We start from the raw sequence: 25,993 nt of genomic DNA, 5'->3' as shown, positions 1-25,993 counted from the left end.
AGGGTCAGGCGGGTGAGGCGAGCAGGGAGCGCCAGGACCTGTTCAGCCGCAGCGCGCTCGCGGTCTTCCGGCTGAACGGCCAGTACCTGGGCGTCGCCGAGGAGCTGGCCGGGCCGGCCGGGCTCACCGCCGCCCGGTGGCAGGTGCTCGGTGCCGTCCTGAGGGAACCGCTGCCCGTCTCGGGGATCGCCCGGGCCATGGGCATCACCCGGCAGAGCGTGCAGCGGATCGCCGACCTGCTGGTGGAGCGGGGCCTCGCCGAGTACGTGCCCAACCCCGCCCACCGCCGCGCCAAGCTGCTCCGGCCGACCGGCGAGGGCTTCGAGGCCGTCCGGAAGATCGGCCCCGGGCACGCGGCCTTCGCGGACCGACTCGCCGACACCCTCCAAACCCTCCAAACCCGCGAAACCCTCGGGGAGGAGGGGCTGGCCGAGACCGTACGGGTGCTGGAACGGCTGATCGGAGCGATGGAGACGGTCACGGGGGCGCCCGCGGAATCAAGCGCGGGAACAGTCACGGGAGCCGGTGCCGGAACAGCCACGGAACCCGGTCCCGGAACAGCCACGGAACCCGCGCCCCCTGTTACGGAACCGTAGACACCGCCTCTGCCGTCTCCCTGTTCCGCCGCACTATCCTCGGGCTGTCGCACATGTACGGGGGAGGGCGGCGTTTCGATGGAGAAGCTCGGACCTGCGGATCCGCACCGGATCGGCGCGTATCGGCTGCTGGCGCGGCTGGGCGCGGGCGGTATGGGCCAGGTGTATCTGGCGCGTTCCGACCGCGGAAGGACCGTCGCGGTCAAGCTCGTCCGCCAGGAACTCGCCGAACAGGAGGAGTTCCGCGCACGCTTCCGTCAGGAGGTGCGGGCGGCCCGGCGCGTGGGCGGCTACTGGACGGCGCCGGTGCTCGACGCGGACACCGAGGCGGCCATCCCGTGGGTCGCCACGTGCTATGTGGCAGGGCCCTCGCTCCAGGAGGTCGTCGGCCACGACCACGGCGCGCTCCCGGAACGTTCCGTACGGATCCTCGCGGCCGGCCTCGCGCACGCGCTCAAGGACATCCACGAGGCCGGACTGATCCACCGCGACCTCAAGCCGTCGAACGTCCTCGTCACGATCGACGGCCTGCGTGTCATCGACTTCGGTATCGCCCGCGCTCTGGAGACGGTCACCGACGGCGGCCTCACCCGCACCGGCGCACTCGTCGGCTCGCCCGGCTTCATGGCCCCCGAGCAGGTCCGCGGCGACCGGGTCACGCCCGCGTGCGACGTCTTCTGCCTGGGCTCGGTCCTGTCGTACGCGGCCACGGGCGCCCTCCCCTTCGGCGCGGCCAACAGCGGGGTGCACGCCCTGATGTTCCGTATCGCACAGGAGGAACCGGACCTTGATGGGGTGCCGGAGGGCATCGCCGACCTCGTGCGCCAGTGCCTGCGCAAGGACCCCGCCTCCCGCCCCACGCTCGACGACATCCTGGAGCGCACGGGAGCGGAGGACACCGTCGTGGACGGCCGCAGCCGCGACCCCTGGCTGCCGGGGATGCTGGTGGCGCAACTGGGCCGCCACGCGGTGCGGTTGCTGGACTCGGAGGATCCGGACGATTCAGCCCGTCCGGCGTTCGGGGACGAGGCCGTCCGGGCCGAAGGGGGGCCTGGGGGCGCAGCCCCCGGAGGCGGAGGCGGAGGCGAAGGGACGGGACGGGACGGCGGAGGCGGAGACGAAGGGACGGGACGGGGCGGCGGGGGCGAGGAAGCTCCGGACCCCGCATCCGCCCCGGCGCCCGCTCCGGCTGCTGCCCCCGTACCCCCTCCCATGGCATCCCCGGAACACGCCCCCACCCCCGACGCCTCCTCCCCGCCCCTCCCGGCACCGCCGACGGGCGCCCCCGCCGATCACCTCCCCACGATGGCCGCGGGCCGGCCCGGCACACTCCCACCGGCGAACCAGGCTCCCCCGGCCCCCGCGCCGGCCCCCGCCCACCCGGCCTACGGCTACCCCCAGCAACACCCCCAGCCCGCCACCGGCTACGGCTACCCGCAGCAGCAGCAGCAGCAGCCCGGCGCCTGGTCGGCGCCCCCCGGCGGGCACGCGGCCTCCAACGCCTACGCGAACCCCAACGCCTACGCGAATCCCCACGGCTACGCACCCCCGGGTTCGACCCCTCCGTACGGCCCGACACCCCCGTACGGACCGGGTTTCGCGCCGCGGCCGGAACCGGAGCCGCCGCGCGGGAACGCCCGCTCCACCGCCGTACTGATCGTGGTGGCGCTGGTCGTCGCGCTGGGTGCGGGCGCGTCCGTGTACGCGCTCATGAAGGGCGACGGGGACGGCCAGGCAGGCGGCGACCCGACCGCGTCCCGGACGACGGGCGCGCCCACCACCCCCGGCCCGTCCACCGGGAAGCCCTCGACGCAGCCGCCCACCACGGGCAAGGGAACGCCGGCGGACGGCACGATCCCCACCGAGTACCTCGGCACCTGGACCGCGTCCATCGACAACGCCACGGGTCGCAACACCCGCCGACTCACCATCCAGCAGGGCGAGGTGGGTGCCACGGTCCTCTCGCTCACGGCGGACGGCCCGGCGGACGGCGGTACGTACCACTGTGTGTTCCGGGCGTCGCTCGCCGAGGCGCCGAGCGACGGCGGTCCGCTGCGGATCGGCCCGTCCGAGGTCAGCGTCGGAGAACCGGCCACGTCCTGCTCACCGGGCGAGGCAACGGAGTTGACCCTCCTGCCGGACGGCCGGCTGCGCCGCGTGAACGCGAGCAACGGCGACGCGCTGACGTACACGAAGCAGTAACGGCGGGACCGCCCCCGAACAACCGCCCCCGAACCACCGCCCCCGAACGACTCCCCCCGTACGACCGCTCCTGGACCGTACCCGCCCCTTGCCCGGCCTTGACGCGTACACAACCATCGATGCATGCGACCAGTGAGACCGAGCAGAAGAACTGTCCTAACCGCGACAGCGGCTGCCGGAGCCGCCACGGCGGGTACGACGGCGACGGCGACGACGGCGACGGCGACGGCCGGGGAGTCGGAAGCGGGTACACACCCGCCGGCCACCGCCCAGCCACCCTCCCGCGAACTCCGCGCCCTGTTACGGGAGATCGACCCCGCCCGCATCGAGGCGACCGTCCGCGCACTCGTCTCCTTCGGAACCAGGCACACCCTCTCCGCCCAGGACGATCCCGCCCGCGGAATCGGCGCGGCCCGCGACTGGATCCTGGCGGAGATGCGCTCGTACGCCGCCACGTCCGGTGGCCGGATGACGACCGAACTCCAGTCGTACGTCCAGGAACCCGCGCCCCGCATCCCCACGGCCACCCGCATCACGAACATCCTGGCGACCCTGCGCGGCTCGGTCACCCCGGAACGGGTGTACGTCGTCTCGGGGCACTACGACTCCCGTGTCACCGATGTCATGGACGCCACCTCGGACTCCCCGGGCGCGGACGACGACGCCTCGGGCGTGGCCGTGGCGATGGAACTGGCCCGGGTCATGGCGACCCGCCGTCCGGCCTCGACGATCGTCTTCGCGGCGGTGGCGGGGGAGGAGCAGGGCCTGTACGGAGCCGCGTACATGGCGTCACGTTTCAAGGCGGCCGGTACGGACGTGCAGGGCATGTTCACCAACGACATCGTGGGCGCGTCGAGGGCGGACGACGGCACGAGAAACCGGTACACGATCCGGCTCTTCGCGGAGGGCGTGCCGACGGCGGAGACCCCGGAACAGGCGGCCACGCGCCGCTCGGTGGGCGGCGAGAACGACTCCCCGTCACGGCAGCTGGCCCGTTTCGTACGGGACACGGCGGACAACCCGGCGACGGGCATGCGGGTACGGGTCGTCTACCGGCGTGACCGCTATCGGCGGGGCGGTGACCACATCCCCTTCCTCGAACAGGGGTATGCGGCGGCGCGGTTCACCGAGCCCGCCGAGGACTTCGCGCATCAGCACCAGGATGTGCGGGTCGAGGACGGCAAGCAGTACGGGGATCTGCCGGAGTTCTGCGACTTTCCCTTCACGGCACGGGTGGCCCGGGTCAACGCGGCGGCGCTCTGGACCCTTGCGCAGGCGCCGGGTGCGCCGCGCGGGGCGCGGATTCTGACTGCCGCGCTGACCAATTCCACGCAGTTGGTGTGGGCGCGGGGGTCCGAGCCGGACCTTGCGGGCTACGAAGTCGTCTGGCGGGAGACCACGGCGCCGGAGTGGACGCACGTGATCCCGGTAGGCGACGTCACCTCGCACGAGGTGGATCTGTCCAAGGACAACGTCTTCTTCGGCGTGAGAGCACTGAACAGAGCGGGCCTGAGAAGCCCGGTGGCATTTCCGTCCCCACAGTCCTAGCGCCTTTCCTCGCCCCGTCACCACTCAGGGGCGCTGCCCCCGAACCCCCGGTCCTCAAACGCCGGACGGGCTGAATACGTTTCAGCCCGTCCGGCGTTTGAGGACGAGCGCGCAGCGCGATGAGGGGGGAGGGGGCGCAGCCCTCATGCAGTGACGATGGGGGAGGGTAGGGGCGGCGGGGGCGAAAACCGCCCCTACCTGGGCTCCGGTGGCCGTTGGCGCGGCATGTTCGGCCGCGTCCCCGGCGGCAGCGACGACCGCCCGACCGGCGCAGCATCCCGCGCACCCTCACACCCACCCCCACCCGCCCCCGCCTGAACCGCCAACGGAGCCACCCCACTCCGAAACTCCACCATCCAGTCCGCGGTCTCCACCCGCACCAACTCCGTCACGTCCTCGGAGAACCGGCGCAGCACCCCGAGACACCGCTCGGCAGCCTCCCCCGCGGTCCCCTCGGCCGGCCCGAGAACCTCCCGAACGCACTCGGACGCCCAGTCGAACTGAAGGACCTGCAGCCGCCGCTGCACGGCCTGCGCGGTCGCCACGTCCCGCATCCACCCGGAGGTCACCCCGAAGAACCGGTCCCCCGCCGCACAGGCGACCGCCACCAGCAACGCCAGATACCCCCAGGCGGCGCCCCCGCCGAGCACCCCGGCGAGATCCAGCAGGGGCAGTCCGGCCCCGGCGAGGGCCCCCGCGGCGGCCCCGGCCCGCAGAGCCCGCGCACCCCGCCGCTTCCACACCCGGTCGGTGAGGTACCAGTACGCGGTGGTGAGCGCCCCCGCCTCCACCCACCGGTAGAGCTCGTCCAGCCGCTCGGCCGGCTCACCCCAGTCGCCGAGCGGGAAGGCCCGTCCCATCAGATCGCCGGGCTCCACCGGACCGTCGCCCCGACCGCCCTGGGCCGGCCCCTCGGGCTGCATGTCCGGCTGGCTCACCCGACGCTCCCTCGCTGTGACTTTGTGTGACGGTAACGTGGCGCGTGGTGCTGATGCGCCGCACCCTTACTACCTCCCCCCGGGTGGGATCAGTCCTGCTTTCGGGGCTTTTCCGCTCGGATGTGGGTCCTGATCAGGTATAGACCAACTTGCCCTCTCACTCGAAAGAGTGCTGAAGCGACGGCCCGGTAGACCACGTAGGCTCGTGCCAAGGCGAAATTCACGCCCGAAAGCCGTATCCGAAAGCCGTGTCCGAAGGCAGTACTGACCGCAGTACTGACCGCAGTACTCACAGCCGTACTCACAGCCGTACGAACCAGGAGCTGATCGTGATTCCCGGTGGTGGCCAGCCCAATATGCAGCAGCTGCTCCAGCAGGCCCAGAAGATGCAGCAGGACCTCGCGAACGCCCAGGAGGAGCTGGCGCGGACCGAGGTGGACGGTCAGGCGGGCGGTGGCCTGGTGAAGGCGACGGTGACGGGCTCGGGCGAACTGCGCGGCCTGGTCATCGACCCGAAGGCCGTCGATCCCGAGGACACCGAGACCCTCGCCGATCTGATCGTCGCGGCGGTCCAGGCGGCGAACGAGAACGCCCAGGCGCTCCAGCAGCAGAAGCTCGGCCCGCTGGCTCAGGGGCTCGGCGGCGGCAGCGGCATCCCCGGCCTGCCGTTCTAAGTCGACCCGGCGGTCCCTTCTAAGAAGGCCGACCGCCAACTACCGTACGTACGAAGAGAACAAGCGCGACTACGGTACGTACCGAGTCCGTGGGAACAGGAAGGCAATCCGTGTACGAAGGCGTGGTCCAGGACCTCATCGACGAGCTGGGGCGGCTGCCCGGCGTCGGTCCCAAGAGCGCGCAGCGGATCGCCTTCCACATCCTCCAGGCGGAGCCGACGGACGTACGCCGTCTCGCGCAGTGCCTCATGGAGGTCAAGGCGAGGGTCCGCTTCTGCGCCACCTGCGGGAACGTGGCGCAGGAGGAGCTGTGCAACATCTGCCGCGACCCGCGCCGCGACCTCTCGGTCATCTGTGTGGTCGAGGAGCCGAAGGACGTGGTCGCCGTCGAGCGGACCCGCGAGTTCCGGGGCAAGTACCACGTGCTCGGCGGCGCCATCAGTCCCATCGAGGGCGTGGGCCCGGACGACCTGCGCATAAGGGAGCTGCTGACGCGGCTCGCCGACGGCGCGGTCACGGAACTGATCCTGGCCACCGACCCGAACCTGGAGGGCGAGGCCACGGCCACCTATCTCGCCCGCATGATCAAACCCATGGGCCTGCGGGTCACCCGCCTCGCCAGCGGGCTGCCGGTGGGCGGCGACCTGGAGTACGCCGACGAGGTCACTCTGGGACGCGCCTTCGAGGGAAGGCGGCTGCTGGATGTCTGAACGACTGGTTGATGTACGGGACGAAGTTCTTGAGGAAGGCCGGCTTCTAGATGTCTGACGCCACGCTGCACGCGACCGATCCCGACCCCGACGACTTCTCGGTCCAGATCGCGGATCAGATCGAGAGTTTCCTCGTCGCGGTGACAGAGGTCGCGAGAGGCGACGAGCCGGACTCGGCCGTCCCCTTCCTGCTCCTGGAGGTCTCCCAGCTCCTGCTGGCGGGCGGCCGTCTCGGCGCGCACGAGGACATCCTTCCCGACGAGCGGTACGAGCCCGATCTGGGCCCCGAGCCGGACGTCGACGAACTGCGCGAGCGCCTCGCCGAGATGCTCGACCCGGTCGACGTCTACTCCGAGGTCTTCGACCCGTACGAGCCCCGTAAGCCCCCGGTCCCGGCCCGTATCTCGGACGATCTGGCCGATGTCATGGCGGACCTGCGTCACGGCATGGCCCACTACCGCGCCGGACGCACCACCGAGGCCATGTGGTGGTGGCAGTTCTCGTACTTCTCGAACTGGGGCTCCACGGCCTCCGCCACCCTGCGCGCCCTCCAGTCCCTGGTGGCGCACGTCCGGCTGAACCAGCCCCTCCAGGAGCTGGACGGCCTGGACACCGACCAGGAACTCAGCGAGGACGCCCTCGCGGAGGAGGCGGGCCGGGTGATGGCGGAGGAGATCGCGGCTCCGCTGGGCCTGGGCCTGCGCGAGGTGAAGTAGCGCGGCGCGCACGGGGGTAGGACCGGCGTTGGTGATTCCCGCCCCCACGTGGGCCGCCCCGCCTTCATCGCCGGAGCCCTACCCGGAGCCCTACCCGGAGCTCAACCCGGAGCTTGAGCCGGAGCTTGAGCCGGAGCTCAACCCGGAGCTTGAGCCGGAGCTTGAGCCCCGGGACCCGAGCTCTTCCCATGGGTTCTGAGGGCTGATCGCTGGTGCGGTGGCTGGATGCCGCGGGTGTGACCCGGCGCACTTTGCGAGTGAGTCGAGTCCCGGACGGGCAGATGCGGTCCTGGAGCGGCTGGAGGGCCGGACTGCGGGAGCCGACCGTTCGGCCGACCGTACGACCGGACCCGACCGGACCGGACCGGGTGATCAACACGTGAGCGAGACATCTCACGATGTGATATCGCTCGGGTGGAATTCGGCCGCTCGTTAGACTGAGCCGACCGCAGTCGTGCGGTACGAGACGGACTGAGCGAGGAGCGCACGTGGGCCTTGTCGTGCAGAAGTACGGAGGTTCCTCCGTAGCCGATGCCGAGGGCATCAAGCGTGTCGCCAAGCGAATCGTCGACGCCAAGAAGAACGGCCATCAGGTCGTTGTCGTGGTGTCGGCGATGGGTGACACGACGGACGAGCTGATCGATCTCGCCGAGCAGGTATCCCCGATCCCTGCCGGGCGTGAGTTCGACATGCTGCTGACAGCGGGAGAGCGGATCTCCATGGCCCTGCTGGCCATGGCCATCAAGAACCTGGGCCACGAGGCCCAGAGCTTCACCGGCAGCCAGGCAGGCGTGATCACCGACTCCGTCCACAACAAAGCGCGCATCATCGATGTCACGCCGGGCCGCATCAGGACGGCGCTCGACGAGGGCAACATCGCGATCGTCGCCGGGTTCCAGGGCGTCAGCCAGGACAAGAAGGACATCACCACGCTGGGGCGCGGCGGGTCCGACACCACGGCCGTCGCCCTCGCCGCCGCCCTCGACGCCGAGGTCTGCGAGATCTACACGGACGTCGACGGTGTGTTCACCGCCGACCCGCGGGTGGTGAAGAAGGCCCGGAAGATCGACTGGATCTCCTCCGAGGACATGCTGGAGCTCGCCGCCTCGGGTTCCAAGGTGCTGCTGCACCGCTGCGTCGAGTACGCACGCCGATACAACATCCCGATCCACGTCCGTTCGTCCTTCTCCGGACTGCGCGGCACCTGGGTCAGCAACGAGAATCCGCAAGGGGACGCGCAGGTGGAGCACGCCATCATCTCCGGAGTCGCGCACGACATCTCCGAAGCCAAGATCACGGTCGTCGGCGTCCCGGACAAGCCGGGCGAGGCCGCGGTGATCTTCCGGACGATCGCGGACGCCGAGATCAACATCGACATGATCGTGCAGAACGTGTCCGCGGCCTCCACGGGCCTCACGGACATCTCCTTCACCCTCCCCAAGTCCGAGGGCCACAAGGCCATCGAGGCGCTGGAGAAGGCGAAGGGCGCGATCGGCTTCGAGTCGCTGCGCTACGACGACCAGGTCGGCAAGATCTCCCTGGTCGGCGCGGGTATGAAGACCAACCCGGGCGTCACCGCCTCGTTCTTCCAGGCGCTGTCCGACGCGGGCGTCAACATCGAGCTGATCTCGACCTCCGAGATCCGCATCTCGGTCGTGACCCGCCAGGACGACGTCAACGAAGCCGTGCGCGCCGTGCACAGCGCCTTCGGGCTCGACTCCGACAGCGACGAGGCCGTCGTCTACGGAGGCACCGGACGATGACCGTCCCCTCGTACGGAGGCGTACGACGGTGACGGGAACGGGAACGGGGACGGTGACGGGGACGGTGGCCGGGCGGCCGACGCTCGCGGTCGTGGGCGCGACCGGAGCGGTCGGCACGGTCATGCTGCAGATCCTGTCCCAGCACGCGGACATCTGGGGCGAGATCCGCCTCATCGCCTCTCCGCGCTCGGCCGGCCGCAAGCTGGCCGTGCGCGGCGAGCAGGTCGAGGTGGTGGCCCTGACGGAGGAGGTCTTCGACGGGGTCGACGTCGCCATGTTCGACGTACCCGACGAGGTGGCCGGGCGCTGGGCGCCGGTGGCAGCCGCCAAGGGCGCCGTCGTCGTCGACAACTCGGGCGCGTTCCGGATGGACCCCGAGGTGCCGCTCGTGGTGCCCGAGGTCAATCCGCACGCCGCCCGCGTCCGGCCGCGCGGCATCATCGCCAACCCCAACTGCACGACCCTGTCGATGATCGTGGCCCTGGGCGCGCTGCACGCCGAGTTCGGGCTGCGCGAGCTGGTGGTGTCCTCGTACCAGGCGGTGAGCGGGGCCGGGCAGCGCGGCGTCGACACACTGCGGCAGCAGCTGAAACTCGTCGCCGGTACGGAACTGGGGACGACCCCCGGTGACGTACGACGGGCCGTGGGGGACAACACCGGGCCGTTCCCGGAGCCGGTGGTGCTCAATGTGGTGCCGTGGGCCGGGACCGTGCGCGAGGACGGCTGGTCCTCGGAGGAGATGAAGGTGCGGGACGAGTCCCGCAAGATCCTCGGGCTGCCGAACCTGCCCGTCGCCGTCACCTGTGTCCGGGTGCCGGTCGTCACCACGCACTCGCTGACCGTCCACGCCCGTTTCCAGGGCGAGGTGACGGTGGGCAGGGCGCGGGAGATCCTCGCCACGGCACCCGGGGTGGTGCTCTTCGACAATCCGGAGGCGGGCGAGTACCCGACGCCGGCCGACGTGGTCGGTACGGACCCCACCTGGGTCGGGCGGGTGCGTCGGGCCCTCGACGACCCGACGGCGCTGGAGCTCTTCGTCTGCGGGGACAACCTGCGCAAGGGCGCCGCGCTGAACACCGCGCAGATCGCGGAGCTGGTCGCGGCCGAGCTGTGACCTGCCCCGGGAGCCGTCGGCTTCCGGGGATCCGCCGTACGTCCCCGCCCCCGCTCGGCTTCGGGCGGTTCGTGGCGGCTTCGACCGGTTCCCGGTGGTTCCCGACGGGAAACTCGCTGATCGTAAGTTGAATGTTTTGTAGGATCTGTGCGACTTCTATGGTTCGATCGTGGCCGAAGCTGTGGTCCGGACCACAGAAACCAAACCTCTGGCGCTCGAAGATTTTCCTCCCCGTTCTCCGCAACCGCGCGGAGGGCGGGGAGCGTCTTTGCGGTCGCCCTTCAGGGGTGACCGGACGCCACGTTCATATGGGGCATAGGGGATGGGCTTTTACGTATGAGGACACTTAGCGCACGGTCCGGCATGAGGTCCGACGCAAACGTGATGCCTGTCGCGTACAACCCCGAAGGGGGGACGCGTGTCCAACTGGCGTGGCTGAGGTTCTCGAATTCACTGTGGCGACGCGGGGCACGACCCTTCGTCCGCCCCGCCGACCCCGCACGTCCGGCGCGTCCGGCGGCGGCATGCCGGTGATCGCCCCCATGCCCGCAGCGCGGTCGACCCGCATCCCGAATCAGCGTGAAGGCGCTGACGAGGCCCTGGCGGCCGGCACCACCGTCGACCATCTCACCGAGACCTACCGCGCCCACTACAGGTCGCTCCTCGGCCTCGCGGCGCTCCTTCTCGACGACACCGCGTCCTGTGAGGACGTCGTCCAGGAGGCATTCATCCGGGTGCACTCGGCGCGCAAGCGCGTCCGCGACCCGGAGAAGACGCTCGCCTACCTGCGCCAGACCGTCGTCAACCTCTCGCGCTCCGCACTGCGTCGGCGCATCCTCGGCCTGAAGCTCCTCTCCAAGCCGATGCCCGACATGGCGAGCGCGGAGGAGGGCGCGTACGACCTGCTGGAGCGCGACGCCCTGATCCAGGCGATGAAGGGACTCCAGAGACGCCAGCGCGAGGTCCTCGTCCTGCGGTACTTCGCGGACATGACCGAGGCGCAGGTCGCCGAGACCCTCGGTGTCTCCCTGGGCTCCGTGAAGGCGTACGGGTCGCGCGGCATCGCCGCGCTGCGCGTCGCCATGGAGGCGTCGGCATGAGCGGGCACGACGAGCGGGCACGCCACGACGAGCACGGTCGCCACGGCGACGACGACGAGCACGAGCAGCACGCTGGGAACGGAACTGTGAATCACGGCCCCTCGGAGAACCCGGGCCCGGAAGAGTCGGGCCGCACGGATACGGAAGGCCGCCCGTCGGACCGCTCGCCGGGCGGTCCCTCGGACGACTCGGACGACTCGAACGACTTGGACAACTCGGTCGACTCCGGTGGCTCGGACGACTCCGGGGACTCCGGTGGCTCCGGGGACTCCGAGGACTCCGGGGACTTGGCTGGATCGCCGGTCAGGGTCACGCCCTCGGCCGAGGCCGGGGGCAGCACGCCGGAGAAGGCTTCCGGCGACGCACCGACCAAGGTTTCGCCCCTGTCCTCTCAGTCTCCCCTGCCCCCTCTGTCTCCCCAGTCCTCGAAGGACCCCGCGGGTGACTCGGGCGGCGCGGCTGACTCGGGTGACTCAGATACGGAGTCCGCAGGCGCGGAGGAGCCCCGCGGCGCGGGCGGGTCCGGACCGGACGTGTTCGGCTCCGACGAGCTGGCCCTGCGGCGGCTGCTGCACCAGGCCGTCGAGGAGATCGAGCCGACCGACGGCACGCTGGACCATCTGCGGCGCGCGGTACCGGCCAGGCGGGCGCGCAAGCGCCAGGCACTGGTGGGCATGGCCGCCGCCGCGCTCTTCATCGGCACGGCCGTCCCGGCCCTCCTGCACGTCTCGAACTCCACGGGCTCCAACGCCGACCCGTCCATGGCGGGCCACACCTCGGCGACCCAGGGCGGCGCGAACGAGGGCAAGGAAGCCTCCTCGGGAAGCGGCTCCGGTGGTTCCGCGGGCTCGTCAAAGGGCTCCGGCAAGGGCGACAAGAAAGACGAGAAGGGCAAGGGCAAGGGAGGCGACGGCGGCACCGCGGGCGCCCAGCCCACGACCTCCACCGCGGTCGCGGCGACCTGCGCGCCGACGCAGCTCACCGCCGCCGCGGGGGGCGGCACCCCCGACGCCACCGGCGCGGTCTACGGCACCTTCACGGTCACCAACGTCTCGACCGCCAGCTGTACGGTCGTCGGCGACGGCTCGGTGTCGCCGACCGCCGTGGGCGCCGCGGACCAGTCCCAGCTCATGACGGTTCTGCACATGGCGGGCGACCCCGCCGCCGGGCTGCCCGACCCGTCGGCCTACGCCGCCTCCCTGGTACTGCCGCCGGGCGGGACGTACATGGTGAAGTTCGCCTGGGTGCCTTCGGCGACCTGCCCGACCAGCGGCGGCAACGGCGGCGGGGAACCCTCGCCCGACCCCACCCCCACGGAGGACCCCACCGGGGCCGGTGGCGGTACGGCGTCGGAGGGCACCAACGGCGTGGACACGCAGCTCATGAGGGCCGACGGGACTGTCGACGGAAGCGTCAGCGTGTCCTACACGGCCGAGGGCGGCGCACCGGCGACCGCGACGACCGTGTCCAACGCGTGTGCCGGCACGGTCTACCGGACCGGCGTACTGGCCGCCGGCTCCTGACCGCGACGGGTCCGAGCTGCCGCTCGGGCCCGCGCATCGGCTACCGCGCATCAGGTACCGCGCATCAGGACCGGGTACGGGGTGCGGGTGCCGGGATACTGACGGGGCCCCGGGCCCTGAACGCCGGGCCGTGTCACACAGCGGTGGACGAAGACGAAGCGGACGACGCAGCAGACGACGAATCGGACGAAGACACCTTCGCGGCGTCGGTGTCCGCCGGAGCCTCCTCCACGAGGCCCAGCTCCGCGTCCTGCGCGAACTCCACCTCGCGCCGCATCAGCCGGAACCACATGAAGACCACGAAGCCCGCGAAGACGAACCACTCACCGGTGTAACCCAGGTTCTGGAAGGCCTTCAGATCCAGACCCGTGTCCGAAGGCGCTGCGGCGGGCACGGCCTTCATCCCGGAGTCGGCCTCGGCGAGCGTGATCCACGCGTCGTACATCTTGTACGGCACGAGGTTCACCAGGGCAGCCGAGCTGATCGCGCCGGTCTGCCCGGCGGGAAGCCCGCCGGCCGCGGGCACGCCGTTCGACCCGGGTGACTCCGACGCCTGCAGCGCACCTGTCACGGTGACCTCGCCGGCCGGAGCCGCCGGGGCCTTCGCGGTGTCGGCGTCGCCGGCGAGCCAGCCCCGGACCACCGGCAGGGCCCTGCCGTCGTCGGTGCGCAGCATCGTCAGGACGTAGAAGCCGCGCTTGTCGTCCAGCTCCCGGTCGGGCACGAGCAACTGCTTCCCGTACCAGCCGGTCGCCGTGGCCTGCTTGCCCGACGTCTTCTTGTCCACGGGCAGCAGCCGGGCGAGCGGCCGGGGAGCCTGCGTTTTGGCCGTCGAGGCCTGTTCACCGGCGTCACGATGGTCCTGGACCCGGTCCTCGAACCGCCCCAACTGCCATGACCCCATGAACACACAGAAGGGGATGGCCAACAGCACGAAGACGTTGATCCCCCACCAGCGGGGCGTCAGCAGGAACCGGTACACAACCCCAAAGGTACGGGGCCCCACGGAGAGCACGGCCGAGGGGGGTGCCTCGGCCCCGGCCCTCCCCGCGAGGGCCCCGGCGCGGTCAGCCGCCCAGATGCCGCTCCGCGAAGTCCAGCTCCAGCCGGACCTGCTTGATCCGCTCGTCCACGACCAGCGAACCGTGCCCCGCGTCATAGCGGTACACCTCGTGGTCCGCCTCCCGCGAGGCCAGGCGGTCCACATAGTTCTCGACCTGGCGGATCGGGCAGCGCGGGTCGTTGACCCCGGCGGAGATGTAGACCGGTGCCTTCACCGCGTCGACGTACGTCAGTGGGGACGACGCCTCGAAGCGCTCCGGAACCTCCTCCGGAGTGCCGCCGAGCAGCGTGCGGTCCATCGCCTTCAGGGCCTCCATCTCGTCGTGGTAGGCCGTCACGTAGTCCGCGACCGGTACCGCGGCGATACCGAGCGCCCACGCCTCGGGCTGCGTACCCAGACCGAGAAGGGTGAGGTAGCCGCCCCACGAGCCGCCGGTGAGGATCAGCCGGTCCGGGTCGGCGTACCCGGACGAGACCGCCCACTCCCGTACGGCCGCGATGTCCTCCAGCTCGATCAGGCCGACCCGGTGCTTGAGGGCGTCCGTCCACTCCCGCCCGTACCCCGTGGAACCCCGGTAGTTGACCCGGATCACCATGTAGCCGTGGTCCACCCAGGCCGCCGGGCCCGCCGCGAACGAGTCGCTGTCGTGCCAGGTTGGGCCGCCGTGGATGTCGAAGACGGTCGGGAGAGGACCGCCCGCTCCGGCCGGCCGCTGTACGAGGGCGTGGATACGGCCGCCGGGACCCGTCACCCACACGTCCTCGACGGGCACCGACTGCGGGGCCTTCATACCGGGCGGATCGAGGACGACCTCGCCGGACGTCGAGCGGACCACCGGCGCCTCGGCGGAGGACGACCACAGATACTCCACGCTGCCGTCGGGGCGGGCGGTCGCCCCCGACACCGAGCCCCTCGGCGTCGGTACCCGCTCCAGCCGGCGGGTCGCCAGGTCGAACCGCCACAGCTCGCTGCGCGCCTCGAAGCTGTTGACGACGAGCAGGGCGGAGCCGTCCGGATACCACTCGGCGCTCAGGTCGCCGTCCAGCTGCGCGCCCAGCTCCAGGTCCGTCTCCTCGCCCGACACCACGTCCCACACCATCGGCTCCCAGCGCCCGCGCCGCTGGTGTCCGACGAGCAGCCGCGTGTCCCCGGCCACCGGTGCGAAGCCCAGTACCTCAAGGCCCAGCTCCGCCGTACCGCCCTTGGTGTCGTCCAGCTCGGAGACCGCCGAACCGTCCATCCGCAGCACCCGCAGCGCGGAGTGCATCGCGTCGCCGTGCTCGGTGTGCTCGACCGCGATCAGCGTGCCGTCGTGCGAGAGATCGCCGACTCCCGCCGACTCGCGGTGCCGGTAGACCTCGACGGGGTCCTCACCGGCCCGGCTGACGTAGATCGTCGAACCGTCCTCGTCGGTCGACCTGCCGACGATCGCCGTCCGTCCGTCCCGCCCGAGCGCGAGCCCGGCGGGGTAGGAGGGGTCGAGCCCGGGAGCGGCAGGCGCGTCGGCACCGCCCGTGCCGCCGTCAGAGGCCCCGCCGCCCGCACCGCCCGCCCCGGCGAAGGGCTGCCGGCGCCAGATCCCGAACTCGTCGCCGTCCTTGTCGTCGAACCACCAGATCCACTCGCCGTCGGGCGACAGCACGCCGTCCGTCGTCCCGTTGGGCCGGTCCGTGACCTGGCGCTGGACACCCGTCTCACGGTCCCACGCGTACAACTCGTACGTCCCTGTCGCGTTGGACACGAACAGGGACCGGTGCGGGGCGTCCTCCGCCCAGTCCGGCAAGGACACCCGCGGCGCCCGGAAGCGCTTCTCCCAGTCGGGCATGGTTCCCTCGTGCGGGATGGCCCCGTTGCTCTCAGTCATGGCCCCATATTGCACGCACAGGACGACATCGCGCTGACGGGCCCCTCAGCCTGTGGATAACTCTGCGGCCGGAGTGGGCGGTGGTGCGGCCGAACTTCGAATCCCCGCAGTTCGGGAGTGGTTGTCAGGGGGCGGGCGCGGTTGGTGGAGCGCCGCTGAGCGATCCACGGGAAGCACGGTGACGACCTGCGGGCCGGTGGGGGCCGGTCGCGCGGTTCCCCGCGCCCCTTATGGGGCCCAGCTACGGGGCTTCGCCGACCGTACGTTCCCGGGTGCCGCGTCCCAGCAGCTCGGCGAGGCCTCGTCGGGTGGCGGCGATGACGACGCGGTCCCCGGAGCCGAGCACGTAGTTCGGGGGCAGGTCCCAGACCAGGCCCGAGGGACGGTCTGGGGACGGGGCGTTGCGGTCGCGGTCCGGAGCCGACGAAGGCGGCGGCGGGGCCGGGGCCGGGGCCGTGGCCGAAGCCGCCGTGGCCGAGGCCGCCGTGTTCAGGGCCGCCGTGTTCAGGACCGCCGTGTCCAGGGCGAGGACCCGCCACGCTCCCGCACGGAACGCCTCGGCGACGGTCCGGCCCTCCAGGTGCGGATGCCCCGCGACATCGAGGGCCGCGAAGAGCAGCACCCGGCGTTCCACGGGGATCGCCCCCAGGATCTGGCGGCCCATCATCGCTCCGGCGAAGGCGGGCGCGGCCAGATGGGAGACGCTGCGGCTGCGGGTGAGCGCGTGCGGGTGGGTGGCGCGCAGGGTGCGGTAGACGGCCGTGGCGAAGTCGTCGTCGTACAGACGCAGGACGACCCGCAGATCGGGGCGCACCGACCGTGCGTACAGGGCGGCTTCGAGGTTGGTGGTGTCGGCGCTGGTCAGGGCGAGCAGGGCGTGTGCCCGGTGGATCTTGGCGGCTTCCAGGACGCCTTCCTGGGTGACGTCGCCGAGCACGACGGGCACGCGCAGCCGGCGCGCCAGCGCGAGCCCGCGAGCCTCGGGGTCGGCCTCGACGCACACCACGGGGATGTGGAGTTCGCGAAGGCGCGCGAGGACACGCGTACCGATCTTGCCGACGCCGAGGAGGACGACATGACCGGACAGTCCCCGGGGCGGCTTGCGCAGCGCCGTCCCGCTGCGGAACGTACCGAGGCCTTCCAGGACGGCGGCGAGGAGTACGGGAAGCAGCAGCAACCCGACAAGCCCGGACAGGAGTTGGAGGATCTGGCGGCCGAGGGGATCGTCGAGCGCGGGATCGTTGATCGCGAAGAGGTCGAGGAGGGTCAGGTAGGTGGCGTGCAGCGGATGGGCGCCCGTGACGAGCATGGACGCGACCGCCAGCGCGACCACACAGGCCACCAGACCGGCGAAGGACCAGCGCAGCCGCCGGGAGAACAGCCGCCCCAGGGGCAGCCCGATGGACATCCCGCCCGGCAGGACACCGCGTCCGGCGGGCAGCGGGGGACCGGAGTACGACACGGTCTCCAGGACGACGGTACCGCGGCCGGTCGCGGCGGCCACGGACGCCTCGTCGGGCAGCAGCCGCGGCCCGTGCTCGCCACTGCTCTCCGAACCGTCCGCGCCTGCCGGGTCGTTGGTGGTGGCCGAGAGCAGGGCCAGGGTGCACAGCCCGGGGTCGGCGACCTCTCCCGGCCCCGGTGGCTGCCGTTCCACGGCCCGCAGCATCAGCCCGTCGGTCTGTACGACCTTGCTGGTCCCGGCCACGGCGGTGGCGGCCAGCGCGGGCGCGGCGGTGTCCGCGTCGGAGAGTACGGTCGTGGAGGCGTCGAGGAAACCGGGTGCGGGCGAGCCCGCGGACTCCCCGATCCCCGCCATGGCCAAGGCGGACGCCTGGTCGAGCAGGGCCTCGATGTGCTGGCCGAGACGGCGGTTGTAGAGCCGTATGACCAGGCGGAGGCGCGGGTTGAGCCGGCGTGCCATGAGGGCCGCGCGGATGTTGGTCTCGTCGTCGTCATGGACGAGGGCCAGCGCGTGGGCATGCTCGACCCCGGCCTCGGCGAGCACGGCCTCGGTCAGGACCGCGGCCTCCAACACCTGTTCCGTGCCCGGCCCCTCGGAACCATTCCCGGCACCGCCGCCGCTTCCACTGCCGCCGCTTCCGCCGCCGCTGCTCCCGCCTCCGCCGGTGACGCCGTTGCCCGCCGCCGCCCGGGTCATGGCGGCCGACACCCGGTCGAGCAGGGTCGAGGCGCGGGCCCGTCCCACGACCGGAGGCCGCACGGTCCGCTCGGCGGACGGCACGACCAGCGTCACCCGCTCCCCGTAGACGCCCCGCAACTCGGCTGCCAGCCGGTGCGCGAGAGCGTCGTCCCCGCACACCACCATGTGCGCGGCTCGATTGTCCGCACCGCGAATGTTCGACCCGCGATCGTTCGCACCGCGAATGTCAGGCCCGCGATCGTTCGACCCACGCATGTTCGGTCCGCGGTCGTTCCGTCCGCGGTCGTTCGACCCGCTCTGATTCGGAAGGCTCCCCACAACAGCACAGAGTGCCTCACGGACCCGGGTGGTTGCACGGTGGCCTGCCGCAAGGGGACCGGCGCCAGGCTCCGGTGTCAGACCTGGATGAGAAGCTGTGGCGGAACGGGCGTACTGAAGGTGGAGGGCGATCCACCGACGAAGCCCCTCCCTACCGGAGGTACCTCCCCCGTGACCACAACCGACACCGCTCCGACCGGGGTTGAGGGCAGCGAGCCGGACGAGCCCAAGGGCTGGCAGTTCAACTCCCCTCTCGTTCTGACCATGCTGCTGCTCGCGGGTGTGGTGCTCCAGGGGCCGATTCGCGGGGCGTTGTCCGCGCCGGTGATGCAGAGCTGGATGACCGTGTTCGTCGCGGTGATCGTGCAGGCGCTGCCCTTCCTGGTGCTCGGCGTGATGCTGTCGGCGGTCATCGCGGTGTTCGTCCCGCCGTCGTTCTTCGCCCGCGCGCTGCCGAAGCGTCCGACCCTCGCGGTACCGGTCGCGGGCATGGCCGGAGCGGTGCTGCCGGGCTGCGAGTGCGCGTCCGTGCCGGTGGCCGGGGCGCTGGTACGCCGGGGTGTCACGCCCGCGGCGGCGCTGACGTTCCTGCTGTCGGCGCCGGCGATCAACCCGATCGTGCTGACGGCGACCGCGGTCGCGTTCCCGGGCGAGCCGGAGATGGTCCTGGCACGTTTCGTGGCGAGTCTGCTGGTGGCCTGCGCGATGGGCTGGCTCTGGCACCGGCTGGGCCGCGCGGACTGGCTGCGCCCGCCGGACCGCCCCTCCTGGGAGGGCCTCGGCAAGGGGGCGGCGTTCTGGGGATCGGTACGGCACGACGTGATGCACGCGGGAGGGTTCCTGGTGGTCGGCGCGATGGCGGCGGCGACGCTCAAGGCGGTGGTTCCGGCCAACTGGCTCGGTCTCGCCGCCGACAACATGGTGGTGTCGGTCCTCGCCCTGGCGGTCCTGGCCGTGCTCCTCTCGATCTGCTCCGAGGCGGACGCCTTCGTGGCCGCGTCCCTCACCCAGTTCTCCCTGACGGCCCGGCTGACCTTCCTGGTCGTCGGCCCGATGATCGACCTGAAACTGTTCGCGATGCAGACGGCGACGTTCGGCCGCGGTTTCGCCCTGCGCTTCGCACCCGCCACCTTCACCCTCGCCGTCCTGGTGTCGTCCCTGGTAGGGGCGGTGCTCCTGTGAACCGCCAGGCACAGGCAGCCGTACTCCTCCTCACCGGCGGAGCGATCCTGCACGCGGGCCTCACCGACCTCTACCTGCGGTACGTCAAGGCGGGGTTGCGGCCGTTGCTGCTGGCGGCGGGGGTGGTCCTGATAGCGACGGCGATAGCGACGGTCTGGTACGAACGCCGCGAACGACGGACCCGTACGACTCGCGCGGACCCTCACCCCAAGGCTGAGGCTCACGCCCAGGCTCACGCCCACCGGGAACCCGGCATCGCCTGGCTCATGATCCTCCCCCTCCTGGCCCTCGTCCTGGTGGCCCCGCCGGCGCTCGGCTCGTACAGCGCGATGCGCACGGGGACGGCTCTGCAGAAACAGCCGTGGGGATTCGCCGACCTGCCCGAGGGGGACACCGTCCGCCTGAGCCTCGTCGACTACGCGGGCCGTGCCGCGTACGACCACGGCCGCTCGCTCGACAACCGCCGTATCAAGACGGCCGGCTTCCTGGCGATGGGCAACGACGGCACGCCCTACCTGGTGCGTATGGCGCTCAGTTGCTGTGCGGCGGACGCTCAGCCGGTGAAGATAGGCCTGACCGGCCACACGCCCGCGGTCCTGCGCCCGGACACGTGGCTGGAGGTCACGGGCACGTACACCGAGAAGCAGACCAAGGACCCGGTGAACGAGGGCGTCATCCCGTTCCTGAACGTCACGGAGGCGAAGCCGGTGGCGGCGCCGAGGGACCCGTACGACGAGAGCTGGAACGGCTGACGACGGAAACGGCTGAGACGTTACGTACCCGCGCGGGCCAAGCTGTCGATCCCCTGTCGATGCGAGGTAGGCGAGGGGGAGGGGCGCCGGTGTTGAGCCAGGATGTACGAGCGGCGCGGCCGACATCGCGGTAATGGCCGGACACGCAACCGGAGTTACAGTTCTCAGCCCTCCAAGGAGGCCCGGAACAATGACCCACAAGACCCACAAGACCCACAAGACCCACACGACTTACAAGACCCGCAAGACGAATATGACCGGTGACGGGATGAACCCCTCCAGGCGAGCGCTCCTGGGCGGCGCTGCCCTCACCGCGTTCACGGCGGCGGCAGGCGCGGGCAAGGCGACCGCGGCCACGAGGACGTCCTCGCCCAGGTGGCCGACGGAATTCCCCCTCCCCGACGGCTTCCTCCCCGAGGGGATAGCCATCGGCAGAGAGCCGTACGCGTACATGGGCTCGCGTGCGAACGGCGCGATCTACCGCACCGACCTGCGTACGGGCAAGGGCGGGCTCCTCTTCGCGGGCGGCACGGACCTGGTGGCGGTGGGCCTGAAACTGGACAGCGACGGCCTGCTGTACGTGGCGGGCAACACGGGAGTGGCCCGTACACACGACTCCCGCACGGGCGATGTCGTGGCGACACACCAACTGAGCGAAGCGACCGGCCACTTCATCAACGACGTGACGCTGCTGGGTGACCGGGCGTGGTTCACGGACTCCCGCGCGGCGGCGCTGTACGGGGTCCCGAGGGGCCGCTCCGGAGCGGTACGCACCCTGCCGCTCACCGGCGACTGGGTCCAACTCCCGGACGTCAACAACGCCAACGGCATCGTGGGGGCCCCCGGCGGCCGAGCCCTCATCGTCGTCAAGAGCACCCCGGGTGAGCTGTACAAGGTAAGTACCCGGACAGGCCACGCCACGCGAATCACCCTGGTCGGCGCGGCGAACGTCGTGAACGGCGACGGCCTCTACCGCATCGGCCGCACCCTGTACGTGGTCCAGAACCGCCTGAACGTGATCAGCGTGTTCCACCTGAACCGGTCATCGACCCGGGCCACCCTGACCGGCACGATCACGGACCCCCGCTTCGACGTCCCCACCACAGCGGCCCGCTTCGCCAACCGCCTGTACCTGGTCAACGCCCGCTTCACGAGCCCTCAGATCCCGGAGACGACGTTCACGGGGGTGGCGGTCCCGATCTGACCGAAACCAGAACCAGAACCAGGTCTGTGGGCTGCCCTGGCTCCAGTGGGCGTCCGGTGCCGGAGGTGCGGCACGGTCACCGCGGCCCGTGGTCATGCGGCGTCCCGAGGGTGGGCACCGGTCCATAGTCCTCACCATGGTCCGTCGTCAATGCGGCCAGCAGCTCGGGGTCGGAGTGGACCTCGGCGGTGTGCTGCCAGGCGATGAGCAGTTGCGCGAGGGACGCGCTGTTGCCGAGCGAATCGGCGGCGCGCATGGTGTCGACCAGTTCGACGGCGAAGGCGTGGAAGTCGGGTTCTGGCAGGAAGTGAACCCAGGGGAACGCGTCCGGCAGTATGTCGAGAAGCAGTTCCATGCTGCCGGGCTCCCGACGGGCCATGGCAGCCAGCATCCGGGTGGCTGCCGACACCACGGTCTGGTCCTGTTCGGCCCGCGCGGCGGTCGTGAGCACCAGATCCTCGCCGTCTCTGCGGTGCAGGAGCAGTCTCGGCGACTCCTGGAGGCGGGCAAGAGTCTGCCTGTTCTTGTTCACCAGCTCGGAGAAGTTCACGGCGGCGCCCTCAGTACCCATGACTTTGAAACTACTTCGAAACTCTCATTGGTGCCATCCCCCGAAAGAGGGGCACGGCCCGCCCGGCCGCTCAGCCGGCTGTGCGGAGACGGTGCCGCGATCGGCAGTCGCGGCAGTGTCCGGGCGCGTGAGCGCGAAACGCCCGCTCGCAGTCGTCGCAGGTCTGAAAGGGCACGACCGCCGTCCGAACCGCAGGCCCTGCCTCCACGGTGCCGGCTGTGGTGAGCAGAGGGAGGGGAGTCTCCTTGAGGCGGAAGGCGAGGCTGTTCGCCGGGCGCGCCAGAAGGCGATCCGGGAGCCTCGCTGTGAGGTGCTCGGTGATGTGCGTGGGCAGGAGACCGGCCGCGAGCCAGGCCTCGACCGCCGGAGCGAGCCGGGCCACCTCCTGCCCGGACAGCAGCCGCGAATCGACACAACGCAGCGAGACGGGCAGGGCGACGGCCCGAGGATCGGCTTCCGAGAGGGGAGCCTGGGTCTGGGGCTCCGGTTGCCGCGCGGGGCCGGTTTCCTGCGCAACCGGTACCTCTGCCTCTGCCTCTACCTCCGACGCCGACTCTGCCCCCGGCTGGTCCGGAGCGGGAGCGGGAGCGGGAGCGGGAGCAGGAGCGGCTGCGGTCGCGGGGGCTCTCCGGGACTTCGGCGGTTCGGTCGGTTCGGGCGGTCCGTCGGGGCCGCCGCCCGGCACGGAGCGGAAGTAGGTCCGCGTACGAATGTGCTTGTCGCGGCGAACGTAACGGCCCATATCCCGCATCTGCAAGCTGGTCACTCGGACGGGTGACGAGGACGGGAGGGTGGGTGGGCGGGCGGGTAGCTCTTTCCCTGGTTCTTTGAGGAGTCCCGCGGAGCACCGCCCCCTCGCGAACGAGGCACCGGCACCCCCGAAAGCCGGACACCGACCGGCACTTGGCCAGCTCAGAAGCGGTACGAACCGACCTTCACCCGGGCTATGAACACTGCCCAAGCCTCCGAGTCGACGATCAGAGTGGGCCCGTACGGGACCTTGCTGTCACGGACGGGGACGACGCCGGGGAAGCTGTCGGCCACCTCCACGCAGTTGCCGCCCGCCTGGTTGCTGTAGCTGCTCCCGCGCCGAGCGGCGCCGTTCAGATCGGGACGGGACGTTCGCTCCACGGTGGTTGTCCTCCATCACTGATCGAATCATGTCGAGGGACATGAGCGGGGGCAGGGCTACCGCCCGTAGCCGATCGTAAATGGGCATAGCGCGTGCGGGGATCCTGACTCGTCATGCGCCGCAGCAGCTGACCGTAGGAGATGTCGGTATCGATGCCCTTTTCGATGCTGCGCCCCTTGGCCTCGCAGACCAGCCGCTCCTCGTCGCGTACGGCCTCCAGGTCGGTCCAACGGTCCGTGGGGTCGACCGGCGTCCAGCCCTCGGCGAGCAGCCAGGTGCGGAAGGCGTCGACGACCTGCTCCTCGTCACTGCTGCTGCGGCCCTGGTACTGGTTGGCGGCGTTTCCGGCGGCGGCCAGGATCTTTCTCAGCGCCGCAAGGTCGGCGCTCTCCCTGCGGCGCAGCCGTCCGCGGCCGTCCGCATCGAGATCGGCGGGCCGGACAACGACCAGCCGCAGCCCGTGCGCGGGAATCTCCGTGTCCCGCCGGGTGTCGTACAACGCCCGCTGCTCGCCGCGGTGAACACCGCTGACAGTGAGCCGGTCCGGCTTGTCGAAATGGGGCGTCGGCTGATCGTGCTGCAATTCGCGGTACTCGACCACAAGCCCATGGCCGGGCCAAAAGGCATCGACCGGCAACCTGGCGCGGTGACCGCTGGTTCCGGGATCTCCCAGCAGCCACTCGAACTTGTGCTGCGTCAGGGCGTTCTCGCCGAGGATCAGATCGCACAGACCGACGACATACGCCTCGTCACTGTCATCTCCAGCTCCCATGGCTGCGCATCCTGCCAGCGCCAGCGCCGGCGCCGTAGGTCAGGCCGTTGTCGTCGTAACCGATCGCCGGGTGGCGGCCTCACCATCCGCAGTCGATGTCGGCCGATCCCCCGCTGATGACGGGGTCGGTGCTCGTGCCGCTGATTTGCAGAAGGCCACCGCCCCGCCCCCAGTCCAATGCGTAAGTGCCTGAGGCGACAGGCCGGTATCCGTCGTCGACCGTCCAGGAGCCCGACTCGCCCAGGGCCAGGCCGGTGCGCCCCACCGCGTACGCCTCGCCACCACCGCTCATGAGAAAGGACGTCTCGCGCACCACCGCCGTGCAGCCCCCCGGCCCCGTGGGACGCAGCACGCGGTACTCCGCGCCGAGGAACAGATCGCCCAACGCTCCACCTGCGATGCCGAACACCGCCGTGACGATCAGCAGACGAGTCCCCAGCGGTACCCACACGGTCTGCTTCCGCAGGAGGCCCGCAGCATCCACCGGCGCCGACCGATCCGCCCGGGAAAGTGCCCACCGCAGAACGAGCGCCATGACAAGGAGAACCGCACTCACTCCCCACCCGGGGACCACCCGCCCCCACACGACCAGCAGGAGGCTGCTCCAACTCCCCACTGCCGTGAGGGCCAGGCCTCCGACGCCGAGTGCGGTGGCGCGAGCGGGCGACAACCTCAAGCCGCGATATGGATGTGTACGAGTTCCGGTCACGGCGGGTACGACTCTCCGAAGGCATCGACGGTTGCGGTGCGGGACCCGAACACTTCGAGAACTCCGCGCTCCACGGCGTACCGCGATTCCCGGCGAGCGACCTCGGAGATGGCACTCGTGGAGGTCAGCTCGCCAGGAGGGACGAACCGCGGCTCAGCCAGTTCCGAGAACTTCCAGTACCGCTCGGAACTTTCGATCTCGATGGTGTGCGGCAACAGGCCCTCGATGCGGGTGGCCACTCCCTCGGCACCACGGCGGTCGGCCAACGGGGGCGCCGAACGAGTGGACTCCCCGACACGGGGACGGGCGGTCGGGCGTGCGTCGCGGACCAGGTGGTGACGTTCGTGACGTCCGCCCCCTGTATGGAAGAGGCGCCCTCGAATGAGACGTTCCACCTCCCGCCGTACCCTCTGCGCAGCGCTGCTCGCCGCTTCCCTGTGGGTGCCGACGGCGGCCCACCCCGCCGCGGCCCATCACACCGCGGCCGTTCAGCGACCGGTCACCGGCCATCCCGACAAGGACGACTGCCCGCGCAGCCTGGGGCGCAAGCTCACGTCCCGCCTCGACAAGGCCATGGACGACGTCGGAAAGAAAAGAAGGGGGACATTCCTGGGGCCGTAATCGGTCTGTGGATGCCGGGCAGGGGCTGTTACGTCCGGTCCATGGGCGTCGCCGACACCAGGACCGGCGAGCCGATGGCCGCCGACTCCTTCGTCCGGATCGGCAGCGAGACCGGTCGCGGAGGCGACGGATTGGAACCCCAGCTGGGCCTGGGCGGCGGGGGCGATGGTCTCGAACCTGCACGATCTGCGGCACTGGGCCAAGTCCGTCGCCACCGGTCAGCTGCTCAGCCCCGAGACACAGAAGCAGCGCCTCAAGATGCTGCCCACCGGCATCCCCGGCACCACCTACGGTCTCGGCATCCTCAAGACCAACGGCTGGATCGGGCACAACGGCTCCATCCCGGGCTACGAGACCGTGACGGTCTACCTGCCCTCGGAGAAGGCCACCCTGGTCGTCATGATGAACACCGACATCACGAGCCAGGGCCAGGAGCCGTCCACCCTGCTCGCCCGCGCGATCACAGCGGTCGCCACCCCGAGGAACGTCTACGACGGCTCCGCGACCGCGCCCGCGTCCTAGGCCGCGCCCGGGCGAGACCCTCGGCCTGTGTACACAGCCGCTCCGGCGAAGCAGAGGGAACCGGAGCGCTGGTAACGCACACGGACACGCATGCAGAAACAGGTGAGGCACCTACCGAAATCGGTAGGTGCCTCACCTGCTGTTTTGGCTGTCGGGGTGGCGGGATTTGAACCCACGACCTCTTCGTCCCGAACGAAGCGCGCTGCCAAGCTGCGCTACACCCCGATGTCGCTGG

General features: G+C 70.9%; 23 protein-coding genes, 1 tRNA gene and 1 pseudogene. 15 read left to right on the top strand and 10 right to left on the bottom strand.

All coding sequences use genetic code 11. The annotated features are described in order from the left end of the window. Window positions 1-38: 38 nt before the first annotated feature. The 3 genes from ACIOKD_RS30370 (at window position 39) to ACIOKD_RS30360 (ending at window position 4,346) form a co-directional block, all read left to right on the top strand. Complete coding sequence (locus ACIOKD_RS30370; protein ID WP_402090343.1) at window positions 39-596, top strand: MarR family winged helix-turn-helix transcriptional regulator; 558 nt, start codon at window positions 39-41, stop codon at window positions 594-596. 78 nt (window positions 597-674) lie between these two features. After that, on the top strand, window positions 675-2,798 hold the full coding sequence (locus tag ACIOKD_RS30365; protein ID WP_402090298.1) for a serine/threonine-protein kinase: 2,124 nt from the start codon (window positions 675-677) through the stop codon (window positions 2,796-2,798). Between the two features lie 123 nt (window positions 2,799-2,921). Further along, complete coding sequence (locus ACIOKD_RS30360) at window positions 2,922-4,346, top strand: M20/M25/M40 family metallo-hydrolase (protein WP_402090296.1); 1,425 nt, start codon at window positions 2,922-2,924, stop codon at window positions 4,344-4,346. Between the two features lie 194 nt (window positions 4,347-4,540). Here ACIOKD_RS30360 and ACIOKD_RS30355 read toward each other — a convergent pair whose 3' ends face one another. After that, complete coding sequence (locus ACIOKD_RS30355) at window positions 4,541-5,284, bottom strand: SLATT domain-containing protein (protein ID WP_402090294.1); 744 nt, start codon at window positions 5,282-5,284, stop codon at window positions 4,541-4,543. A 329-nt stretch (window positions 5,285-5,613) separates the two neighbouring features. Here ACIOKD_RS30355 and ACIOKD_RS30350 point away from each other — a divergent pair, with 329 nt between their 5' ends. From ACIOKD_RS30350 to ACIOKD_RS30320, 7 genes are all read left to right on the top strand, one after another. After that, a complete protein-coding gene (locus ACIOKD_RS30350; RefSeq protein ID WP_107018119.1) occupies window positions 5,614-5,958 on the top strand; it encodes a YbaB/EbfC family nucleoid-associated protein in 345 nt (114 codons plus the stop codon). A 110-nt stretch (window positions 5,959-6,068) separates the two neighbouring features. Continuing rightward, a complete protein-coding gene (recR, locus tag ACIOKD_RS30345) occupies window positions 6,069-6,668 on the top strand; it encodes a recombination mediator RecR (protein WP_402090291.1) in 600 nt (199 codons plus the stop codon). 50 nt (window positions 6,669-6,718) lie between these two features. Further along, a complete protein-coding gene (locus ACIOKD_RS30340) occupies window positions 6,719-7,384 on the top strand; it encodes a DUF5063 domain-containing protein (RefSeq protein WP_402090289.1) in 666 nt (221 codons plus the stop codon). Window positions 7,385-7,872: 488 nt separating this feature from the next. Beyond that, window positions 7,873-9,147, top strand: coding sequence for an aspartate kinase (locus tag ACIOKD_RS30335; RefSeq protein ID WP_402090287.1), 1,275 nt, complete (start codon window positions 7,873-7,875; stop codon window positions 9,145-9,147). A 64-nt stretch (window positions 9,148-9,211) separates the two neighbouring features. Beyond that, the gene (locus tag ACIOKD_RS30330) at window positions 9,212-10,261 is read left to right on the top strand and encodes an aspartate-semialdehyde dehydrogenase (RefSeq protein ID WP_402090341.1); all 1,050 of its coding nucleotides are present in this window, start codon (window positions 9,212-9,214) and stop codon (window positions 10,259-10,261) included. A 431-nt stretch (window positions 10,262-10,692) separates the two neighbouring features. Then, window positions 10,693-11,361 (top strand): SigE family RNA polymerase sigma factor, encoded by a 669-nt coding sequence (locus ACIOKD_RS30325; RefSeq protein WP_402090285.1) that lies wholly within the window; start codon window positions 10,693-10,695, stop codon window positions 11,359-11,361. After that, window positions 11,358-12,884 carry a hypothetical protein gene (locus tag ACIOKD_RS30320; protein WP_402090283.1) on the top strand — a complete coding sequence of 509 codons (1,527 nt, stop codon included), beginning with the start codon at window positions 11,358-11,360 and terminating at the stop codon, window positions 12,882-12,884. The genes ACIOKD_RS30325 and ACIOKD_RS30320 overlap by 4 nt, the downstream gene beginning before the upstream one ends. A 133-nt stretch (window positions 12,885-13,017) precedes the next feature. On the opposite strand, the gene ACIOKD_RS30315 is transcribed toward ACIOKD_RS30320, so the two are convergent. From ACIOKD_RS30315 to ACIOKD_RS30305, 3 genes are all read right to left on the bottom strand, one after another. Beyond that, the gene (locus tag ACIOKD_RS30315; RefSeq protein WP_402090281.1) at window positions 13,018-13,866 is read right to left on the bottom strand and encodes an SURF1 family protein; all 849 of its coding nucleotides are present in this window, start codon (window positions 13,864-13,866) and stop codon (window positions 13,018-13,020) included. 85 nt (window positions 13,867-13,951) lie between these two features. Continuing rightward, the gene (locus tag ACIOKD_RS30310) at window positions 13,952-15,811 is read right to left on the bottom strand and encodes a prolyl oligopeptidase family serine peptidase (RefSeq protein WP_402090279.1); all 1,860 of its coding nucleotides are present in this window, start codon (window positions 15,809-15,811) and stop codon (window positions 13,952-13,954) included. 241 nt (window positions 15,812-16,052) lie between these two features. Then, on the bottom strand, window positions 16,053-18,140 hold the full coding sequence (locus ACIOKD_RS30305) for an NAD-binding protein (RefSeq protein ID WP_402090277.1): 2,088 nt from the start codon (window positions 18,138-18,140) through the stop codon (window positions 16,053-16,055). A gap of 324 nt (window positions 18,141-18,464) precedes the next feature. On the opposite strand from ACIOKD_RS30305, the gene ACIOKD_RS30300 reads away from it, so the two are divergent. The 3 genes from ACIOKD_RS30300 (at window position 18,465) to ACIOKD_RS30290 (ending at window position 21,431) form a co-directional block, all read left to right on the top strand. After that, complete coding sequence (locus tag ACIOKD_RS30300) at window positions 18,465-19,475, top strand: permease (RefSeq protein WP_402090275.1); 1,011 nt, start codon at window positions 18,465-18,467, stop codon at window positions 19,473-19,475. Further along, window positions 19,472-20,227, top strand: coding sequence for a TIGR03943 family putative permease subunit (locus ACIOKD_RS30295; RefSeq protein WP_402090273.1), 756 nt, complete (start codon window positions 19,472-19,474; stop codon window positions 20,225-20,227). Before ACIOKD_RS30300 ends, ACIOKD_RS30295 begins: the two co-directional genes overlap by 4 nt. Before the next feature lie 253 nt (window positions 20,228-20,480). Beyond that, a complete protein-coding gene (locus ACIOKD_RS30290; RefSeq protein WP_402090339.1) occupies window positions 20,481-21,431 on the top strand; it encodes an SMP-30/gluconolactonase/LRE family protein in 951 nt (316 codons plus the stop codon). 76 nt (window positions 21,432-21,507) lie between these two features. Here ACIOKD_RS30290 and ACIOKD_RS30285 read toward each other — a convergent pair whose 3' ends face one another. The 5 genes from ACIOKD_RS30285 to ACIOKD_RS30265 all read right to left on the bottom strand — a co-directional run bounded on the left by ACIOKD_RS30285 (window position 21,508) and on the right by ACIOKD_RS30265 (window position 24,854). Then, on the bottom strand, window positions 21,508-22,002 hold the full coding sequence (locus tag ACIOKD_RS30285; RefSeq protein ID WP_402090271.1) for a hypothetical protein: 495 nt from the start codon (window positions 22,000-22,002) through the stop codon (window positions 21,508-21,510). 912 nt (window positions 22,003-22,914) lie between these two features. Beyond that, entirely contained in the window at window positions 22,915-23,133 is a 219-nt protein-coding gene (locus tag ACIOKD_RS30280; protein WP_402090269.1) for a DUF397 domain-containing protein, read from the bottom strand. Next, window positions 23,106-23,906: a hypothetical protein gene (locus ACIOKD_RS30275; RefSeq protein WP_402090267.1), complete on the bottom strand. Its 801-nt coding sequence runs from the start codon at window positions 23,904-23,906 to the stop codon at window positions 23,106-23,108. The genes ACIOKD_RS30280 and ACIOKD_RS30275 overlap by 28 nt, the downstream gene beginning before the upstream one ends. A gap of 79 nt (window positions 23,907-23,985) precedes the next feature. Next, window positions 23,986-24,357: a hypothetical protein gene (locus tag ACIOKD_RS30270; protein ID WP_402090265.1), complete on the bottom strand. Its 372-nt coding sequence runs from the start codon at window positions 24,355-24,357 to the stop codon at window positions 23,986-23,988. Between the two features lie 254 nt (window positions 24,358-24,611). Continuing rightward, window positions 24,612-24,854: a hypothetical protein gene (locus ACIOKD_RS30265; RefSeq protein WP_402090263.1), complete on the bottom strand. Its 243-nt coding sequence runs from the start codon at window positions 24,852-24,854 to the stop codon at window positions 24,612-24,614. Between the two features lie 142 nt (window positions 24,855-24,996). Here ACIOKD_RS30265 and ACIOKD_RS30260 point away from each other — a divergent pair, with 142 nt between their 5' ends. After that, window positions 24,997-25,236, top strand: a complete 240-nt coding sequence (locus tag ACIOKD_RS30260) for a hypothetical protein (protein ID WP_402090261.1) — start codon at window positions 24,997-24,999, stop codon at window positions 25,234-25,236. A 99-nt stretch (window positions 25,237-25,335) separates the two neighbouring features. After that, a pseudogene (locus ACIOKD_RS30255) lies at window positions 25,336-25,758 on the top strand (serine hydrolase); the annotation flags it as partial. A gap of 151 nt (window positions 25,759-25,909) precedes the next feature. Here ACIOKD_RS30255 and ACIOKD_RS30250 read toward each other — a convergent pair. Then, window positions 25,910-25,983: transfer RNA gene (locus ACIOKD_RS30250), tRNA-Pro, on the bottom strand. Between the last annotated feature and the right edge of the window lie 10 nt (window positions 25,984-25,993).

Origin of the sequence: Streptomyces sp. NPDC087844, from assembly GCF_044742785.1 — a bacterium.
Taxonomy (GTDB): domain Bacteria; phylum Actinomycetota; class Actinomycetes; order Streptomycetales; family Streptomycetaceae; genus Streptomyces.
This window is presented reverse-complemented; position numbering and strand designations above follow the sequence as displayed.